This window comes from Streptomyces sp. NPDC104831 (assembly GCF_055583025.1).
This window is the reverse complement of sequence record NZ_JBVJOT010000037.1, coordinates 47,893-66,236: the sequence shown is the minus strand read 5'-3', so window position 1 is coordinate 66,236 and position 18,344 is coordinate 47,893. Positions and strand designations below refer to the sequence as shown.

The window sequence follows — 18,344 nt, the reverse complement described above, 5'->3', positions numbered from 1 at the left end:
GGCCGGCTAATCGATCAGGTAGTTCCAGAGCGTCGCGGCCGCGGCCAGTTGGGCCAGGAACCAGGCGACGTACGCGGCGAAGCCCTGGAGCCGGTAGATGGACACGACGAGCGCGAAACGACTGTGCGTGTACTGGTGGTCCTCGCTGAACGTCGCCGCGTCCGTGACGATGCTGGTGGCCGTCAGGACGACGGCCATGAACAGTGAGTACAGCAGCAGGTGCGTGAAGGCCCCGCCGGTGAACAGATTGAGCAGGACAGCCGGGCAGGCGGGCACGGCATAGGCGAGGACCAGGCTCAACGCCCGGACCGGACTCGGACGGCCGGGAAGCAGGCGCCACAGCGCGCCCAGGGCGAAACCAGCGGCGGCCCACGCAGCCTGGAACGCGATGAACTTCACGACGATCTCCGGGAGCGCGGTGGGCTCGTATCTGAGCTGCGTCTGCGCGAAACGTGGTCTCAGTTCCAGCAGAAGGAGCCCCACGGTGCCCGGGATCCCGAACCAGAAGGCCACGCGCGCGGCACGGACCGCGTTGTCCCACCAGTGGCCCTCCGGCCCCCAGGCCAGGACGATGTCCATGACGGACACGCGGGCGGGCGGCGGCCTTTCGCTGTCGCATCCGGCCAGCAGCCACTGCCGCACGTCGCGCTGACGAGCCTCCACCTGGTCCAGCGTCATGCTCGCGGCACCCCCTTTGTCGAGAGCACGCGATTCGTGTTCGAGGAAGCGGTGCTCATGGGTGCGGTCCATCAGTTCACGGCGCCACTCCTCGTTCCTCATCCTGTTCAGACAGAAGGCTTCGCCCAGCCGGCTCAGTACCGACCACCGTCGTCCCACCGAGAGGACGGCGAACAGCGAGGCGATGTTCAACAGGAGCCAGATCGGATACTGCGCGACGTTCCCCGCGACCGTGGCGCCCTGCACACCCGCTGTGAAAGCGAAGACCGCCGCGGTGAGCAGTACGTCGGGTCCTTCCGGCCCGAGCGCCGACCTCTCAAGATTCTCATCTGCCTGCCGCCGCGTCCTGGTGCGGTAGCTCAGGAGGGCCAAGAGCGCGACCCCCGTCAGGACCCAGCTGTCAGTGAAGATCAACGTCAGGTGGGACAACGAGAAGTTGGCCAGGTACTTGCTGACGTATGCCCCGTGACTCTGCCCGGGATTCTGAGCCGCAGGCCAGGAACTCCTCTCCCACTGGTTCTCGTTCGCCCAGGTGAGACATCCGAGCAGGCCGCCGGCAACCGCTCCGAGCGCCAGGGACACCACGGTGACCCAGAGAACCGGAGCCCTGTTCCATCTGTCTCTCCAGGAGGCGGGGACCATGAGTCCCTCGCGGGCGAACCGCCACGCCCAGGCGGTCATGGCCGCCAGCCACAACCACACGGCCGCCAGACCCATGAGCACATAACCGACCTTGCCCAGGACGCTCGGTTCGGTTTTCAACACCAGGTGCGGTGGCAGGTAGAACAGGTGCGGCGCGATGACCGCCAGCAACCCGGCCGCCGCCACGGAGATGACCACGCTTCGTACGGCGCGGGCCTGGAGCGGCGTGCCGTCGACCCAAGGGCGGGCGACGAGGGTCAGGGCCAGGCCGGCAGAAATGCACAGGAACGCCTTCCACGGTGGACCGACGTTCTGGGAGCCGATCACCAGCAGCATCACGGCGACCGACCCGCTGAGCACGGCCCATTGCAGTACGGCCTGGACAGCGCTGTCCTTGCGGCCGTCGCCCCGGGAGGAAGGGCGCCTCGGTCGCCCGCGTAGTGCGGCCAGCGCGACCACGACCGAGGCGCACACCCACCAGGCTCCGACGCCGATCTTGCTCCAGAACGACCGGTCGTAGATCAGGAACCACGAACGCTGCCACGGAAGACCGATATCGAAGGTGATCCGGTCGGGCGGAATCCCTTCCCACATCCAGTTGTCATTTTCCGGCGAGGCGGATTTCGACGTGTCGTCGAATCTCAGGCCCCCGAGGTCCGCCTCCACTTTCCAATAGGATTTCTGCAGCGTCGTCGGGCTGAGGTGAACCGTCCACGTGCTGCCTTTCTTCCACTTGATCACCCATGGGCCGAGTTTGATGGGGCTGTAATCCCTGATCCATGCATAGGATTCATACCTCACTCGAATGTACTGACCCTGTTCTTTCACCTCGGGTTCGTCGAACCGCCATTCCGACTGCCGGAGCAACGTGTCCTTCCCGCGCAGCAGGCACTGCATGGCGTGCCGGTAGTCTGCGGAATGCTTGTCGAGAAGCAGTCGGTCGGCCAGCACCCATTCCGTCATGGGGATATCGACAGTCATGTCCGACTGGATTTTGATGGCATCCCTGTCATGTTGATCGAATCGAATTACGGCGTTCACGCGGCTGCTCTTGAGCTGACTTTCCCAGCATCTGCCGCTATCGTTCTCCAGGGCTTCCGAGGGAGAGCATTCCCACCACATCAGGGTCGCAAAAATCAATGGCAGTAGCTGCCACCACCGGATCCCCTGCACCATCCGCCACCTCCTCCCGAAGGAATTTAGCGGGGTCGTGCGTGGGATGCCCCGGGACACGCGAAGCGGTTTCGGCAGGCCACCCCATCGGCTGCCGCCCGTGGAATTGCGGGAAAATAGTCCCTGGTTGATACTGGAATCCGATGTGCCGTCAACTGTCTGACGGAGGGGTCATGACCGACGTGAACGTTTCCGCTTCCCGCACCCCACTGCCCCGCTTCGAGGAAGCCGAGGGGCTGGGCCCCGAGGACTCGGAATTCGTCAGGGACATCGTGGCGGTGCTCGCCAAGCACGGCAACCTGGACCGCTTCGGCCTGTGTCTGCTCCACGACCACTTCCCGCTCGCCGCGGACGAGGTCCTCGTGGAGACCAACGACTCCAGGGCCCGCACGCTCCACGTCCACGTGGAGAAGGCGGACGGGACCCGGCATGCCAAAGCGTCTCAGTGGCGCTTCGTGCCGCACGCCGAGCGCGAGCCCGGAGCCGGACCTGACGGAGGCCGGTACGAGGAAATCCTGCTCTGCAGCCCGCTCGACCTCTGCCCGGGGCGCACGGACGACCACGAGAGCGGCTGAGGTCGGCACGGCATGACGAAGGGGCGCCGTCAGGAAGGAGGCGCGCCCCTGTGCCGCACCTCGCGCTCGGCCCGGCCGCGCAGCGCCGCCGCCGGCTCCTCGCGCTTCGTCGCTCATCACGTCCAGGGCGACGTCGGCCCGGAAGACCGCTTGACCATCCCGCGTTCGGGCCGGCGCCGCCGGCAGCGTGGTGGTCCTGCCGGCCGCTCATGGCCGCTGCCGCTCAGGTCGCGGCCGCCGTACCCGAACACGCTCCTCGAGGCCCCCGCCCTCACGGGGCGGGCTCGTGGGGTTCGGCCTCGGTGGCGGTGCGTCGCCGGACGTCGGTCATCAGTTTGTCCAGCAGTGTGATGAGCGTGGCGCGTTCGTGCTCGGACAGGCAACGGACGAGTGTGGCCTCTCGGCCGAGCACGGCGTCGACGGACCGCTCGATGAGCGTGTGACCTTCGGCCGTGAGCCTCACGAGGACGGTTCGGCGGCCGGTGGCGCCTGGTGCCCGCTGGACCAGACCGTCCCGTTCCGCTCGGGCGACGCGCTGTGAGATCGCTCCGGCGGTGACCAGTGTCCGCTGGGCGATCTCGCGGGTGCTGAGGGCGTAGGGGGGCCCGGAGCGGCGGATGACGGACAGCAGGTCGAGGGTGGCCGCATCGATCCCCGCCTTCCGTAGAACCCGGCCACGGTCGTCGGCGAAAAGCTTGGCCAGCCACCAGATGGGGGTGACGATCTCGATGGACTCGGTGGGGGTGCCCGGACGCTCCCGTTGCCAGGCCGCGGCGATGCCGGCTGCGGAATGAGCGGGCGTGAAGCCCTGTGCCTCGTCGTCGGCCACGGTGTCAATTCCTGTTCTCGTCAGCTATGTTTAGACCTAAACGTAACAGTGAGGAGGAGGATCCTTGACCCGCACCGTGCTCGTCACCGGAGGAGCGAGCGGCATAGGCCGGGCCATAGCCGCACGGTTCGCCGCCGACCAGGCAGAGGTCTTCATCACCGGACGACACCGCGACACCGTCGAACGCACCGCGAAGGAGGTGGCGGTACACGGAGTCGTCTGCGATGCGACCGATCCCGAGCAGGTGGCCGCGCTCGCCGGCAGACTGGGCGCAGTGGACGTCCTGGTCAACGCCGCCGGTGGATTGCCCGAGGCCCGGTCCGGCACCGGGCCGGCTCTGGACGGACTGCTCGCCGAGTGGCACGCCAACTTGGCGCAGAACCTGCTCACCGCAGTGCTGACCACGGCCTCGGTCCAGTCCAAACTCACCACCGGTAGCTGCGTCATCAGCATCGGTTCGATCGGCGCCGAACGCCGGGGCGGCTCCTACGGTGCGGCCAAGGCGGCTTTGGCCGCGTGGAACGCCTCGCTGTCCGCCGAACTCGCTCCCAGCGGCGTCACCTGCAACGTCATCTCCGCGGGATACGTCGCCGGCACCAACTTCTTCCGCAACCAGATGTCCGACGAACGTCATCGTGCGCTGGTGGAGGAGACGCACAACAAGCGTGCGGGCACGGTCGACGACATCGCCGAGACGGCCTGCTTCCTCGCCTCCCCGGGCGCCCGGCACATCACCGGCCAGACCATCCACGTCAACGGAGGCGCCTTCACCACGCGGTAGCGCCTGCCACGACAAGGGCCGGGAAGGGCTCTGCCGCATCACGATGCCGGGCGGAGGCGTTCGCAGCCGGTCGAGCGTCCGCCTCGCACAGCCGGCCTGCCGCGGGATCGACCGGGAACGACGTCCCCTCCGGACCACCACCGCCCTGGTTTCACTCGATGCCGATCACCCCTGGCCTTCGCGAGGAAGGTCAGGGGACACCTACAAGGGCGACGGGGCAGGGCGAGTGGCGTAGTGCGGCATGGTGGGTCGGTCGGAGTTCCCGGTGCATCACGCCGTGCCGGTGGTGGACTCCGAGAACGAGGAGGCCGGCGTGTTGCGCGGCTTGCGGCAGGACCTCGTGCGCGGGACCGTCGACGACGCGTCTGTGCACGACGACGCCGCTTCCGAGGGCTGTCCGGGCCGGAACCGCCGCGCTGAGGAGAGCGTCGGCGGCCGGTGGGCTGCCGAGGTCAGTGGGGTCGTGCCGCGTCTCCCGCCGGCTGCGGGCGTGAACCGCGACCAGGTCGCAACCACGGACCTGTGCCTCGTGGAGGGCGAAGGCGATGTGGGCGGCGTCGGCCTCGCTTTCGTCCCCGACACCCAGGACGACCTGCCGGGCGCCTGATGGGGCGGGGTCGCCGACGACCACGACGGGGCACCACGCACGTGCCGCCACACCGGGCCCGACGGAACCGATGGACCGGCGGCGCACGGCATGGTGTCCGCTATGGCCGACGACCAGAGCGAAGGAGTCCTCTCCCGCGTGGACCAGGACGTCGACGGGTTCTCCGGGCAGCACTTCGGCTCGGACCCTGACCTCGGGGCGGCGCTGACGGGCCCGGGCTTCGGCGCCGGTGACGATCTCCTCCAGCGCGGCGGCTTCGGCTCTGCCCTCGGGGAAGTCTTCCCCGGGGGCGGCGCTCTCGAAGCGTTCCCACACGGACGCGTGCACGATACGAAGGGGCCGGCCGTGCAGGGCGGCCTCGTCGGAGGCCCAGTCGAGCGCCCTCACGCTCGAGGGGGAGCCGTCCACGCCCACGGTCACTGGTCTGTCCACCGGCCACGCTCCCTTTCGTCATCAAGTGAAACGACGGTCTGCGGTGCCCGCAAGCTGCGCGGCCCCCAGGGCGTCCGGACGGCTCCCGGTCAGCGTGGCGGTTCGCCGCGGCGGACGGAGCCCGGGGCACGTGCACCGTGGCGGTCGGCTCGCGTGGACGAGATGAGCTGCCAGGGCACGCTGATCACGATGACGCCGGGAGTGAAGCGCAGGCGTGCCTTGATCCTGAGCGCGGACTGGTTGTGCAGCAGGTTCTCCCACCAGCGGCCGACGACGTACTCGGGGATGTAGACGCCCACCATGTCGCGGGGGCTCTCGCGGCTGAGGGAGCGCACGTAGTCGACGACGGGCCTGGTGACCTCGCGGTAGGGGGAGTCCAGCACCTTGAGGGGGACGTCGATGCCGAGTCGCCGCCACTGGTCTTCCAGCGCGCGTGCCTCGGCGTGGTCGACGGCGACGGTGAGCGCCTCCAGCCGGTCGGGCCTGGAGGCGCGGGCATAGGCCAGGGCCCGGAGTGTCGGTTTGTGGACGTTGGAGACCAGCACGATCGCAAGGACACGGGAGGGGGAGGTGAGGTCGGTGTGCGGGTCGGTGCTTGTCAGCTCCGCTGTGGTGCGGTCGTAGTGCCCGCGGATGGCACGCATCAGCAACCACAGCACTCCGGCGGCGAGTACGGCCAGCCATGCGCCTTCGAGGAACTTCGTGAACAGGACCACCACCAGGACCAGGCCGGTGAACACCGCGCCGACCGCGTTGATGACCCTGGCGGTGTGCCGGCGGCGCCGCTGCGCGCGGTCGCCCCCTGCCGTGGACAGGGCCTGGTTCCAGTGCCGGACCATACCGGTCTGCGAGAGCGTGAAGGAGGTGAAGACGCCCAGGATGTACAGGTGGATCAGGGCGGTGACGCTGGCTTTGAACCCCCACAGCAGCAGGCCGGCGGTGCCGGCCAGTGCCACGATGCCGTTGGAGAAGGCGAGCCTGTCGCCGCGGCTGTGTAGCTGGCGGGGCAGGTAGCGGTGCTGCGCGAGGACTGACGCGAGCAGCGGGAAACCGTTGAAGGCGGTGTTCGCGGCGAGGATCAGGACGAGCGCGGTGGCGGCCTGGATGTAGTAGAAGCCGATACTTCCCTCCCCGCCGAAGACCGCGGCGCCGATCTGGGCGATGACGGTGCGCTGCTGGTAGGTGGAACAGTCCCGGCCCAGGCCGGTGAGACGGCAGGCGTCATCGACGATGTGGACCTTGGAGACGATCGCGAGCGTGGTGACGCCGACGAACATGGTGACGGCGACAAGACCCATCACGGCCAGGGTGGTCGCCGCGTTGCGCGACTTCGGCTTGCGGAAGGCGGGAACGCCGTTGGAGATCGCCTCCACACCGGTCAACGCCGTACAGCCGTTGGAGAACGCCCGCAGGACCAGCAGCACCAGCGCGACACCGGCGAGCTGCGCCTCACCCGCCTGCGGCCGAATGCCGTACGAGGCGCTCTCTGCGACCGGCGCGTTTCCGGCCAGGTACCGGAAGAGCCCGGTGGCGATCATGATGAGCACGCCGCCGACGAACAGGTACGTCGGCGCGGCGAACGCCCGCCCGGACTCGCGCACACCCCGCAGGTTCACCACCGCGAGCAACGCCACGAAACCCAGGGCCATCGGCACCCGCTGTGCGTGCAGCTGGGGGACGGCGGAGGTGATGTTGTCCACGCCGGAAGCCACCGACACGGCCACCGTCATCACGTAGTCGACCAGCAGGGCGGCCCCCACCACCAGACCGGCCCTCTCGCCGAGGTTCGCGGACACCACCTCGTACGAGCCCCCACCGCTCGGGTAGGCGCGCACGACCTGCTGGTACGACAGCACCACCACCGTCATCAGCGCGACGACCGCCGCCGCGATCCACGGCGTGAAACGCACATACGCCGGCCCGCCCAGCGTGAGCACCACCAGGACCTCCTGTGTCGCGTAGGCAACCGACGACAGGGGGTCCGAGGCGAAGATCGGCAGAGCCAGACGCTTGGGCAGCAGCGCCTGGCCCGACTCGCTGCTGCGCAGGGCACGGCCGACCAAGAACCGCTTCGCCAACCCGGAGATCCTGATCACAGTAGCGAAGGTAGAGCGGCAGCCTGACGATCAGAAGGACCATCGCCCTGGCGCACGCGTGCGGGATCATCCTCACTGCCCGTCCGGCCGCCTGCCCCGGCACCGGCGCGGCCGAGGCGTGTTCGTCGGCGAGTTGTCCGCTCACCCGTTCAACGACCCTCCCGGCGGCGGCGGGCCCGTCCCGCTCGGCGTGGTGGCGTTACCTCAGGGACGTGCTGGGCACTGGGGAGCATCGGGGCAGCCGACGAGGAGGGTCCGGTCATGCGGGAGTCGTCGCAGGGCGTTGTGGTCGTGGCTCTCCTGGCGGACCCGGACGCGCCGACGCAGATCGCGCAGCGCATGGCCCCGCTGCTTCCCGCTCGGCTCGCCGACAAGTCGGGGCAGGGGCGGCGGTTCCACGTCGAGGTGGTCAGCGAGCCGTTCACCGCGGGAACCGAGGACCTGTCGACGTTGACGCGCCGGATCATGGACCGCAAGCGTGCGGAGCACTGGGACATCGTCGTCGCCCTCACCGATCTCCCGCTGCACTCGCACGGGCGCAAGCTCGTGGTGGATCTGAGCCATGAGTCCGGCTCGGCACTGCTGTCCCTTCCGGCGCTGGGGGGCCTGCGGTTCCGCGGAAGGGCCCTGCGGGCGGTGGAGGAGACCGTGCTCAGCTTGGCGAGTCAGCAGGCGACTGGAGCCGGGGAACCTCCCCAGCGCCAGTCGTTGGGACGCTTCGTCAGCCGTCTTGCGCCTGTTCACCCGGGCCCGATCGGTGAGGAGGAGACCGCCGATCTGCGGTACGTCGTCAGCGGGCCGGGCGGATACCTGAGGGTCCTCGGCGGTATGGTCCGCGCCAACCAGCCGTGGCGGTTGGTGCCGGGCCTGTCGAAAGCCCTGGCGGCCGCCCTTGCCACGGGGGCCATCGCCACGGTGAACTCCACCCTCTGGAGTCTGTCCGAGGCGCTGAGCTCGCTGCGTCTCGTGATCGCCATGGTCGGATCCGTCGCGCTCATGATCGGCTGGTTGATCGTGGACGCGCACCTGTGGCATCGATCGGCGGACGACTCGCCGGAGGAGCGGAAGAGGACGGCCCTCTACAACGCGTCCACGGTCGTGACCGTGGGCATCGGCGTGGTCGTCTGTTACGCGGGCCTGATGGCCGTCAACCTGGTGTGGGCGCTCTTCATCCTCAACGACCAGGTCTTCGCCTCGATGACACGCACCCCGCTGCATGCCGCGGAGTACTGGACGCTGTCCTGGTTCGTCGCGTCGATCGCCACGGTGGGCGGCGCGCTGGGATCCGGCCTGGAGAGCGACGAGGCGATCCGGGCAGCCGCCTATTCCAAGCGCGAACAGGAACGTCGCCGCATGCTGGCGGACGACCACGATGACTAGCCGGTCACCCGAGTCCGAGACGTGCCCCGCATGACGGCCGTCCGAGTACGGCACATCCGCTGATCGATCGATGGAGGGCCGTTTCACGTGGCATGCCGACGGGGACCCGCACCGCACGCCGCCGGAGTGCCGAAGCTCCGCCGAGCAGGCCGGCGGCGGAACCACCGTTCCACCTGATCCGGGTGAACGGTCCGCAGAGGCGTGCCGGAGCCACGGACTCCGTCGTAGCACTTTTGAGAACCAGGCTCTTCGCGCCGTCTCGTCATCGCCGTGCCGCGGTCAAGCCGTGACACCGAGAGAAGTCATCATGAAAGCAGCGGTATACGAAGGTCCGCGAACGGTCACGGTGAAGGACGTACCGGACGCGAAGATCGAGCACCCCTGCGACATCATCGTCAAGATCACCACCACCAACATCTGCGGTTCGGACCTGCACATGTACGAGGGCCGCACCTCGTTCGAGTCCGGCCGCACCCTGGGACACGAGAACATGGGCCAGGTCGTGGACGTCGGCCCGGCCGTCCGCAAGGTACAGGTCGGCGAGTACGTGGTCCTGCCCTTCAACATCGCCTGCGGCTTCTGCAAGCAGTGCGAGCAGGGCCTGACCAACTACTGTCTGACCATGCAGCCGGAACCGGCCCTCGCGGGAGCCGCCTACGGATTCGCCGACATGGGCCCGTACCAGGGCGGCCAGGCGGAGCTGCTGCGCGTGCCCTACGGCGACTTCAACGCGCTGCGTCTGGGCGAGGACGCCGCCGAGCGGCAGACCGACTACGTGATGCTCGCCGACATCTTCCCGACCGGCTACCACGCCACCGAGATGGCCCACGTCAAGCCGGGCGACCAGACCATCGTCTTCGGCGCCGGTCCCGTCGGGCTGATGGCGACCTACTCCGCCCTCCTCAAGGGCGCCGGCCGCGTCTGGACGGCCGATCACCAGCCCGACCGGCTGCGCAAGGCGGAGGAGATCGGGGCCATCCCGATCAACACCGCCGAGCAGAACCCGGCGGAGGTCGTCAAGGAGGCCACCCTCGGTCTGGGCGCCGACAACGGCTGCGAATGCGTCGGCTATCAGGCGCACGACCCCCAGGGGCACGAAGACGCCAGCCTCACGCTCAACGGCCTGATCGACTCGGTCAGGTTCACGGGCGACATCGGCGTGGTGGGCGTGTTCCTGCCCCAGGATCCCGGTGGCGCGGAGGCCCAGGGAGAGCTGGAGGCCCAGGGCAAGGTACCGATCGACTTCGGCATGATGTGGTTCAAGGGCCAGCACATGGGGACCGGGCAGGCGCCGGTGAAGAAGTACAACCGGGCCCTGCGGGATCTGATCGCCGGAGGGAAGGCGAAGCCGGGCTTCGTCGTCTCCCACGAACTCGGCCTGGACGAGGCCCCCACCGCCTACGAGCACTTCGACGCTCGTGACGAGGGCTGGACCAAGGTGGTCCTGCATCCCAACGGACACGGCAACGGCCACAAGCGGTAGAGAACCAAGGCCGCCGGCTGCCCGTTCTCCGGGACCGGCCGGCCGACGAGTGCGGTCCGGCCCCGGCTTCTGCAGGGGCCGGACAGGCCGTCGTCGCGATCCATTCCGTCCGGCCCGGGAGGACGGAGGGCGCCACCCCGGCACGCAGTCTGACCGGCGTCACTCGTACGGCAGGGCCCTCGTCGAACCCCGAGCACGCGTCACATGCCCGCCGCGACGGGACGGCTGCGCGCGTCCGTGACGGGAGTCGAGGATTGGACGCGCGCTTCGCGGAAACTCCGGCGTCGTCCGTTGTCCGCGCTGCCCCTTCTCCCTCAGGTGGCACGCCTTCCGTTCACCTCACCGCACGTCGGGAGCACTCGATGAAGACAGACACCCGTTCCGCCTCCCGCCCACGGCACGATCCGCTCGTGCGTGGCCTGGGCTGGGCCAGTGCGCTCCTGGGCGTGCCCCAGGTCGTCGCCCCGGCCGGGTTCGCCCGGGCCTTGGGGGTGGGCGACGCCTTCCGGCACCGCTCGGCCACGACCGCCGTCGGCGTGCGCGAGCTGGCGGTGGCGACCGGGCTGCTGGGGCGACCGCATCCGGCCTGGCTCTGGGGCCGCGTCGGCGGCGATCTCATGGACCTGACGATGCTGACCCGGGCCCTGAAGAACCACAACGGGCGCGGCCTCGGCCGCACCGTCGCCGCGACCGCCGCGGTCACCGCCCTCACGGCCACGGACGTCTACGCGGCCGTGACCCGCACCCGTAGGAGCACTCCCATGGAACTGACCGCGGCCACCACCGTCAGCCGGCCCCCGGACGAGGTATACGCCCTCTGGCGGGACCTGGAGCGACTGCCGGACTTCATGGCGCACCTGGAAGAGGTGCGCGTCACCGGCCCGCGCACCAGTCACTGGCGGGCCGGCGCGCCGTTCGGCAAGGCGGTCGAATGGGACGCCGAGATCACGGAGGAAGTCGCCGGCCGGCGGATCGCCTGGCGGTCGGTGGACGGCGCCGACATCGACAACTCCGGCGAGGTCCGCTTCGAGCCCGCCCCCGGCGGCCGGGGCACCGAGATCCGGGTGACCCTGCGCTACGACCTGCCCGGCGGAGCAGTGGGCAGGGCCGCGGCGCGCTACTTCGGCGAGGAACCGCACCAGCAGCTGGACGACGACCTGCGCCGCTTCAAGCAGATCGCGGAGACCGGCGAGGTCGTCCGCTCCGAGGGCGCGCCCGGCGGCAAGCGGGCCCGCGGCGAGTTCCCGCAGCACCCGGCCCGACCGCTGACCGAGGACGAATTGAAGGAGGCCCTGGCATGAAGGCGAACTGCTGGACGGGACGCAACTCGGTCGAGGTGCAGGAGGTGCCGGACCCGTCGATCCTGAGCAGCCGCGACGCCATCGTGAAGATCACTTCGACGGCGATCTGCGGCTCCGACCTCCATCTGCTCGACGGCTACGTCCCCACCATGCAGAAGGGCGACATCATGGGCCACGAGTTCATGGGAGAGGTCGTCGAGGTCGGCCCCGGCATCACCGACGGCAAACTGCGCGTCGGGGACCGGGTCGTCGTGCCCTTCCCCATCGCGTGCGGCGCCTGCGCGTCCTGCCGCGCGGAGCTGTACTCGTGCTGCGAGAACACCAACCCCAACGCCGGCCTCTCGGAGAAGTTCTTCGGCCACCCCACCGCCGGCATCTACGGTTACTCCCACCTCACCGGCGGCTTCGCCGGCGGCCAGGCCGAGTACGCCCGGGTGGTGCTCGCCGACGCCAACGCCCTCAAGATCGAGTCGGATCTCACCGACGAGCAGGTGCTGTTCCTGTCCGACATCCTGCCGACCGGGTACATGGGCGCCGACATGTGCGACATCCAGGAAGGCGACGTCGTCGCCGTCTGGGGCGCCGGTCCGGTCGGCCAGTTCGCCATGGACAGCGCCCGGGTCCTGGGCGCGGAGAAGGTCATCGCGATCGACAAGGAGACCTACCGGCTCGACATGGCCGCCGCCCAGGGATACACCACCATCAACTTCGAGGACACCGACGTACGGTCCGCCCTGCTCGACCTCACCGGCGGCCGGGGCCCCGACAAGTGCATCGACGCGGTCGGCCTGGAGGCCACCCACGGAGCCTCCCACGTCCACCTCTACGACCGCGCCAAGCAGGCGGTCCGCTCCGAGACCGACCGGCCGCACGCCCTGCGCCAGGCCATCATGTCCTGCCGCAGCGGCGGCGTGGTGTCGGTCATCGGTGTCTACGGCGGGCTGATCGACAAGTTCCCGGCGGGTGCCTGGATGAACCGGTCCCTCACCCTGCGCACCGGGCAGTGCCACGTGCACAAGTACATGAAGCCGCTGCTGGGTCTCATCGAGCAGGGCAAGATCGACCCCACCCGGATCATCACCCACCGGCTGCCCCTGACCGACGCACCGACCGGCTACGACCTGTTCAAGAACAAGAAGGACCACTGCGAGAAGGTCGTTCTCACGCCGTGAGGGCCGTGAGGGCCGTCATGGACTGCGGGGTCCTCCGCGTACGGTGACGTCTTCCGCGGGGCGGCCGAGCCCGGCCTGTGCGACCTCGGGCATCAGACAAGCCGGGACCGTACCCCGCGGCGTTCCCGAACTGCCCGGTGCGCCGCCAGGAACGGCAGGACGACGCCGGCCATCTCGTCGGGCACTTCCTCCGCGAGGTCGTGGCCGGCGTCGAAGACGTGTCCGGTGACGTGGTGGGCCACCAGCCGTGCCTGGGACTCGTTGCGCTCGCCGATGAAGGCGGAGCCACCGAGCGCGAGCACCGGGATGTCCAGCTTCTGCCGTGCGGCCTGCCGGTTCTGTTCGGCGTCGGTGAGCATCGCCCGGTAGATGGCGAGCATCGCGCGGATGCCGCCGGGCATGGAGTAGCAGCGCACGTACTCCTCGATCGCGTCGGGGGTGGCGGTGTCGGGGTGGCTGCGCTCGTTCTTGATCATGTAGGTGATCAGTTCGCGTTCGTGTCCGGCGATCAGCATCTCGGGGACGTCGGGCTGGAAGTAGAAGCCCAGGTGCCACAGGTGCATGCCGCCGCAGACGTTCTCGGGGGTGAGGGCGGTGTGCTCCTCGAAGCCGAAGCCGGGAAGCAGGGCCTCGGCGAAGACCAGGGCGGTGACGTGGTCGCGGCGGCGGGCGGCGAGCTGGTAGCCGATCACCGCACCCCAGTCCTCGCCGATCACGGCATAGCTCTCGTGTCCGAGGCGGGCCATCAGCTCGGCGATGTCGTCGCTCATCGTCGCGGAGTCGTAGCCGTCAGCCGCGCGGGCGGAGTCGCCGAGACCGCGCAGGTCGGGCACGACGACGGTGTGGCGGGGCGTCAGCTTCGGGACGAGGTGGCGCCAGTGGTAGCCGGTCTTGGGCACGCCGTGCAGCAGTACCACGGCGGGGCCGGATCCGGCCGTCCGGTAGTGCAGGCCCGTTCCGTTGACGGCGGCGCGGCCGGTGCGCAGGGGCGTCGTGGTGTGGTCGTACATCATGACGTGGTGCTTCCTGTTCTGGGTGGGTGCGGTGGGACGGATCCGTATTCTTGATCGAGCGTTACAGATTCCGGGTATGGGAAACCCGGGCCGAGACGGCCGGCTCTTCAGCCGAGAGTGGTCAGCGCGAGTTCCACGAGGGGTTCGAGCGCCGACGCGTCCGGTGTGATCTTCGAGGAAACCAGCAGTCCGTTGAGGAAGGTGACCAGGAACGCGGCGACCGTCTGTGGGTCGTGCCGTGCCGCGATCTCGCCCCGTTCCATCGCGGTCCGCAGTACCTCGGTGAGCGCTTCCCGGCTCGCGTCCTGCATGTCGCGCACGGTGCGCCGGGTCGCCTGGTCCTGGGGCAGCCGCTCGCAGACGGCGTTGACGGCCAGGCAGCCCTGACCGCCGCGGTCGACGGCGATGCGGATCCGCTCCGTCAGCAGCGTGCGGATCGCCGCGCGGGCATCCGTCTCCTGCTCCAGGCTGCGCAGGGCGGCCGCCGCGAGGGTCGTGCGGTAGTGCTCCAGCGCGGCCCGGTACAGGCCCTCCTTGTCGCCGAACGCGGCGTACAAGGATCCCTGTCCGATCCCCAGGTGCTGGGTCAGGTCGCGGACCGAGGTCGCCTCGTAGCCGCGTGTCCAGAACAGTTCCATGGCGCGGCTCACGGCCGCTTCGGTGTCGAACTCCCGGGTCCTTGCCATGGTTGCACCGTAGCTTATCTGGATCGAACGCTCAAGAAAGAGGGTGCTGCGGTAGCGCACCCGCCGGCTTGCAGGTCGGCCGTTGTCATCACCGGCTCCGGCACAGTGCGTCCGAAGGCGGACCCTGATCAGTACGCCAGCTGCCCGATGCCCCCGTCGACGCGCAGCACGGTTCCCGCGGTGTAGGCGGATTCGTCGGAGGCGAGATAGACCGCTGCCTTCGCCAGCTCGGTGGCGGTTCCCAGGCGGTGCAGCGGCACGGTCTTTCGGAGCTGCTCGTACAGGGCGGCCTGGCGCTCCGGACCGAGGGGGCGCGAAGGCGTTGGGGACCGTCGGGCCCGGGCAGGGCGGGCAGGAGCGGGCCGGTGTCGAGGGCGGCGGTCAGATGCCGCTCGTAGACCTCCCAGTAGAGCCTGACCGCTTCGAGGTAGAAGCGGCGTTTGTCGCCGAACGCGCCGTAGAGGCTGCCGCGCTCCACGCCCAGCGCGTCGACCAGGTCCTGGATCGATGTCGCCCCGTATCCCCGGGACCAGAACAGTTCGAGTGCGCGCTCCAGCGGCTGTCGCCGTTCTTCCTGATCAGGTACCTGCTGCCGCTCTTCTCGCAGCAGTCCTCGGTCATCCTCGTCGGATCGGTCTCCGCGTACATCGGCCACGAGGACGCGACGGTCTACGGCGCGGCCAGGCGGGCCTGCTCTCCTACACTCGCGGACTGACCCATGAACTGAGGGACCGGGGCATCCGCGTCAACGGACTGAGCCCGAAATCCTGACCCATCCCGCGAGGCTCGACGAGCTGATCTCCGACGTGGGCGCGCCGCAGGGCTGCCTGGTAGGCAACACGACCGCCGAACTCGTCCCCCAGGACAGCGACGCCACACAGATCGTCAACCGCTCCTACCGCCGGTTCACCGACATCGTCGCCGACGCCCTCCGCCGCGCACAGGCCACCGGAGAAGTCACGGACACGTCCTCCCCCGAGGCCCAGGCACAGCTCTTGCTCTACATCGTCCAGGGCCTGTCGCTCGTATCGAGGGCGGGGCTCGACCGGACGGCGGCCCTGACGGCGATCGAGACGGCGCTGGACGGACTGCGGGCGTGACCCGAGCCGCTGGAAGAATTCGCCGCTCAAGTACTCCTGGCAGTCGGGGACCTGCTCGGCTTATTCGGCACCGAGCCTCACTGACGGCTCCAGCAGCCCGCCACTCTCCCCGGCCGACCGGCCGGGACGCTTGGGCGAAGATGCGTGCCCACCAGGGCGGCGGCGTCGCATGACCCCGGCCCCGGCCCTGGACCACACCGCCCTGGCCGCCCTGTTCCGTACGGACCCCTTCTCCACCGGCCTGTGCGCCGAGCCTCGCGCGGCACGGGCCGGGTCGTCATCCCGTTCCCGCCCGTGCCGGCCGCCGAACGGCAGGTCGCCGAAGCGGGCAGGCACGCGGCACGGGGCAGAGTCTCCCGCCCGGCCCCTGGCCGCGCACACGTAGCGCCGGGCAGCAGGGCGGGCGTGCCTCCGAGCGTCGGGGCGTCGGTGCGGTTCGCCCCGTCGGCCGGCTCCTCGCTCGTCCTGCGGGCCCTCAGGGCCGCTCGCGCGACGCCCGCCATGCGCCCGCCATCTGGATCCGGGCGTACCCACCGCCGGCTGCTCACGCTGTACGACGTCTCGCGCAGCCGGGGGGTCAGCGGGCGAGGAGGGGGAAGAGGACCTCGGCGTTCCCGCGGTCGATGGCGTCGGCCTGCCCCGGGGCGTAGTCGGGGTAGGTCTCCAGGTAGTGGTTGTAGTAGCTGCCGGCGTCCTGCGGGGCGAAGGGCCAGTCGCTGCCGTAGAGGACGTGGCCGGGTTCGGCGAAGGCGAGCAGGGCGGGCAAGGCGCTCGGGCTGGCGGACAGGGCGGTGTCGAAGTAGAACCGCTTCAGGTCGCGCAGGACGTCCTCGGCCGTGCGCCGCCGGTCGACGACGGTGGAGGTCAGGCCGGTGAAGCGGTACGCGGCGTAAGGGAGGAAGCCGCCGCCGTGGGCGAGGATCACCCGTACGTTCGGGTGGCGGCGCATGACACCGTTCAGGACCAGGTTCAAGGCACTGCGAGTGGTGTCGAAGACGTAGTCGGCGAGCGGGGCGGGGGTGCTCGGGAGCAGGTCCATCGGGGGCTGGGCGGGGTGGATGAAGACGATCGCGCCGCGGCGGTCGAGCTCGGCCCACAGCGGTTCGAAGTCGGGGTCGCCGAGGTAGCGGCCGCGGGCGTTGGACATCAGTACGACGCCGTCGGCGTGCAGGGTGTCCAGCGCGTGGACGGCCTCCGCCACGGCGGCGTCGACGTCCGGCAGCGGGATGCTGGCGAAGTGCCCGAACCGGTCGGGGGAGTCCTTGACGACCTCGGCGCCGTACTCGTTCACGCTGCGGGCGAGATCCCGGGCCTGCGCGTCGTCGCCGAGGTGCACGCCGGGAGCGGTGACGGACAGGACGCCGGCGGCGATCCCCTGTTCGTCCATCATCGCGATCGCGCTCGTCGGGCTCCAGGCCGGGATGGCCCAGCCGCCGGAGTCCAGTCCCTGCGCGGCGAGGGTCTCGGCCCAGACAGGCGGAACGATGTGCTGGTGGACGTCGATGCGAGCAGGGAAGGACATGGTGTTTCACTTCCTGACGCTTAGCTTGCTAATAAAATTCATTTAGTAAGCTAACAGTCATGCGAGAGGTCAGCAATCCCGAGACCGGCAGCGCCCCCGCCCTGCCGGTGGATCCTGGTGTCGAAGAGCTGGCCCAGGCCGCCGACCGGCTCTTCTACGCGATGCGGCGCTCGCGGTCCGCGACCGTCGGCCAGTCCGCCGCCGGCCTGTCCATGGCCCAGCTGGCCCTGCTCGCCCCCCTGGCCGAGGACGCCGCCGGCGAGGGCCTGCCCGTCGGCCGCCTGGCCGCGCACGCCGAGGTCAGCGTGCCCACCGCCACCCGCATGCTCAAGCAGCTGGAGGGCCGGGGCGTGGTCACCCGACGCCGCTCACCACGCGACGAGCGCCAAGTCCTCATCCGCCTCACCCAGGAAGGCGCCGAGCACCTCGCGGTCATGCGGGCCCGGCTGCGCGCACGCCAGTACGCGGCCCTGTCGCAGTTCGCCCCGCACGAGCAGCACGTACTCGCCGCACAGCTGCGCCGCCTGGCCGGCCTCATCAACGAGACCGTTCCCAGGGCGGCCGGATCGGCGGCGGACGAGGACTGAGCGTCCAGCGACGGATATCGCTGACCCGGCCCCGACGCCGGGCACCGCAACCCCTGCGAGCCGCAGTACGTTCGAGGTGGTCGGGCGAGCGCGGCGAGGAGTTCGACCAGGGCGTCGGCGGATGTCGCCAAGCCTTCGGTGCCGTCGGGGGTGCGGGTGGGGCGAGGGGTTCCCACACGGAGTCGCCGACGCAGGCCCAGGCGGCCTCGGCGAGCGGCCCAGGGGGAGGCGGAAGTCCCGGGCGAGCGGGAGACCTTGGCGCAGGCAGGCGACGAGCAGCATCCGGT

At 69.7% G+C, this 18,344-nt stretch carries 16 protein-coding genes and 1 pseudogene; 8 read left to right on the top strand and 9 right to left on the bottom strand.

All coding sequences use genetic code 11. The annotated features are described in order from the left end of the window. Window positions 1-6: 6 nt before the first annotated feature. Window positions 7-2,496 carry a DUF6185 family protein gene (locus ACZ63H_RS24410; RefSeq protein ID WP_469868329.1) on the bottom strand — a complete coding sequence of 830 codons (2,490 nt, stop codon included), beginning with the start codon at window positions 2,494-2,496 and terminating at the stop codon, window positions 7-9. A gap of 170 nt (window positions 2,497-2,666) precedes the next feature. On the opposite strand from ACZ63H_RS24410, the gene ACZ63H_RS24405 reads away from it, so the two are divergent. After that, a complete protein-coding gene (locus ACZ63H_RS24405; protein WP_469868327.1) occupies window positions 2,667-3,068 on the top strand; it encodes a hypothetical protein in 402 nt (133 codons plus the stop codon). Window positions 3,069-3,339: 271 nt separating this feature from the next. On the opposite strand, the gene ACZ63H_RS24400 is transcribed toward ACZ63H_RS24405, so the two are convergent. Then, complete coding sequence (locus ACZ63H_RS24400) at window positions 3,340-3,897, bottom strand: MarR family winged helix-turn-helix transcriptional regulator (RefSeq protein ID WP_469868325.1); 558 nt, start codon at window positions 3,895-3,897, stop codon at window positions 3,340-3,342. Between the two features lie 64 nt (window positions 3,898-3,961). Between ACZ63H_RS24400 and ACZ63H_RS24395 the strand changes: the two genes are divergently transcribed. After that, complete coding sequence (locus ACZ63H_RS24395) at window positions 3,962-4,678, top strand: SDR family NAD(P)-dependent oxidoreductase (protein WP_469868323.1); 717 nt, start codon at window positions 3,962-3,964, stop codon at window positions 4,676-4,678. 190 nt (window positions 4,679-4,868) lie between these two features. Here the strand turns inward: ACZ63H_RS24395 and ACZ63H_RS24390 are convergent, their stop codons facing one another. Both ACZ63H_RS24390 and ACZ63H_RS24385 read right to left on the bottom strand, forming a co-directional pair. Then, entirely contained in the window at window positions 4,869-5,717 is an 849-nt protein-coding gene (locus tag ACZ63H_RS24390) for a universal stress protein (protein WP_469868321.1), read from the bottom strand. A gap of 89 nt (window positions 5,718-5,806) precedes the next feature. Next, the gene (locus ACZ63H_RS24385) at window positions 5,807-7,813 is read right to left on the bottom strand and encodes an APC family permease (RefSeq protein WP_469868320.1); all 2,007 of its coding nucleotides are present in this window, start codon (window positions 7,811-7,813) and stop codon (window positions 5,807-5,809) included. A gap of 261 nt (window positions 7,814-8,074) precedes the next feature. On the opposite strand from ACZ63H_RS24385, the gene ACZ63H_RS24380 reads away from it, so the two are divergent. The 4 genes from ACZ63H_RS24380 to ACZ63H_RS24365 all read left to right on the top strand — a co-directional run bounded on the left by ACZ63H_RS24380 (window position 8,075) and on the right by ACZ63H_RS24365 (window position 13,149). Continuing rightward, window positions 8,075-9,193, top strand: a complete 1,119-nt coding sequence (locus tag ACZ63H_RS24380) for a hypothetical protein (RefSeq protein WP_469868318.1) — start codon at window positions 8,075-8,077, stop codon at window positions 9,191-9,193. A gap of 307 nt (window positions 9,194-9,500) precedes the next feature. Next, window positions 9,501-10,676, top strand: coding sequence for a glutathione-independent formaldehyde dehydrogenase (locus ACZ63H_RS24375; RefSeq protein WP_469868316.1), 1,176 nt, complete (start codon window positions 9,501-9,503; stop codon window positions 10,674-10,676). Between the two features lie 362 nt (window positions 10,677-11,038). Continuing rightward, complete coding sequence (locus tag ACZ63H_RS24370) at window positions 11,039-11,977, top strand: SRPBCC family protein (protein ID WP_469868314.1); 939 nt, start codon at window positions 11,039-11,041, stop codon at window positions 11,975-11,977. Further along, window positions 11,974-13,149, top strand: a complete 1,176-nt coding sequence (locus ACZ63H_RS24365; RefSeq protein WP_469868312.1) for a zinc-dependent alcohol dehydrogenase — start codon at window positions 11,974-11,976, stop codon at window positions 13,147-13,149. The genes ACZ63H_RS24370 and ACZ63H_RS24365 overlap by 4 nt, the downstream gene beginning before the upstream one ends. 92 nt (window positions 13,150-13,241) lie before the next feature. Here the strand turns inward: ACZ63H_RS24365 and ACZ63H_RS24360 are convergent, their stop codons facing one another. The 4 genes and pseudogenes from ACZ63H_RS24360 to ACZ63H_RS24345 all read right to left on the bottom strand — a co-directional run. Next, window positions 13,242-14,162, bottom strand: coding sequence for an alpha/beta fold hydrolase (locus tag ACZ63H_RS24360; RefSeq protein ID WP_469868310.1), 921 nt, complete (start codon window positions 14,160-14,162; stop codon window positions 13,242-13,244). 107 nt (window positions 14,163-14,269) lie between these two features. Further along, complete coding sequence (locus ACZ63H_RS24355) at window positions 14,270-14,848, bottom strand: TetR/AcrR family transcriptional regulator (RefSeq protein WP_469868308.1); 579 nt, start codon at window positions 14,846-14,848, stop codon at window positions 14,270-14,272. 128 nt (window positions 14,849-14,976) lie between these two features. After that, a complete protein-coding gene (locus ACZ63H_RS24350; protein WP_229850826.1) occupies window positions 14,977-15,108 on the bottom strand; it encodes an SDR family oxidoreductase in 132 nt (43 codons plus the stop codon). A 221-nt stretch (window positions 15,109-15,329) separates the two neighbouring features. Beyond that, window positions 15,330-15,503 (bottom strand): annotated as a pseudogene (locus tag ACZ63H_RS24345) (hypothetical protein); the annotation flags it as partial. Window positions 15,504-15,654: 151 nt separating this feature from the next. Here ACZ63H_RS24345 and ACZ63H_RS24340 point away from each other — a divergent pair. Continuing rightward, window positions 15,655-15,948, top strand: a complete 294-nt coding sequence (locus ACZ63H_RS24340) for a TetR family transcriptional regulator C-terminal domain-containing protein (protein WP_469868306.1) — start codon at window positions 15,655-15,657, stop codon at window positions 15,946-15,948. A 577-nt stretch (window positions 15,949-16,525) separates the two neighbouring features. Here the strand turns inward: ACZ63H_RS24340 and ACZ63H_RS24335 are convergent. Next, window positions 16,526-17,470 carry an amidohydrolase family protein gene (locus tag ACZ63H_RS24335; protein WP_469868304.1) on the bottom strand — a complete coding sequence of 315 codons (945 nt, stop codon included), beginning with the start codon at window positions 17,468-17,470 and terminating at the stop codon, window positions 16,526-16,528. Between the two features lie 59 nt (window positions 17,471-17,529). Between ACZ63H_RS24335 and ACZ63H_RS24330 the strand changes: the two genes are divergently transcribed. After that, window positions 17,530-18,057, top strand: coding sequence for a MarR family transcriptional regulator (locus ACZ63H_RS24330; RefSeq protein WP_469868302.1), 528 nt, complete (start codon window positions 17,530-17,532; stop codon window positions 18,055-18,057). Window positions 18,058-18,344 lie beyond the last annotated feature (287 nt).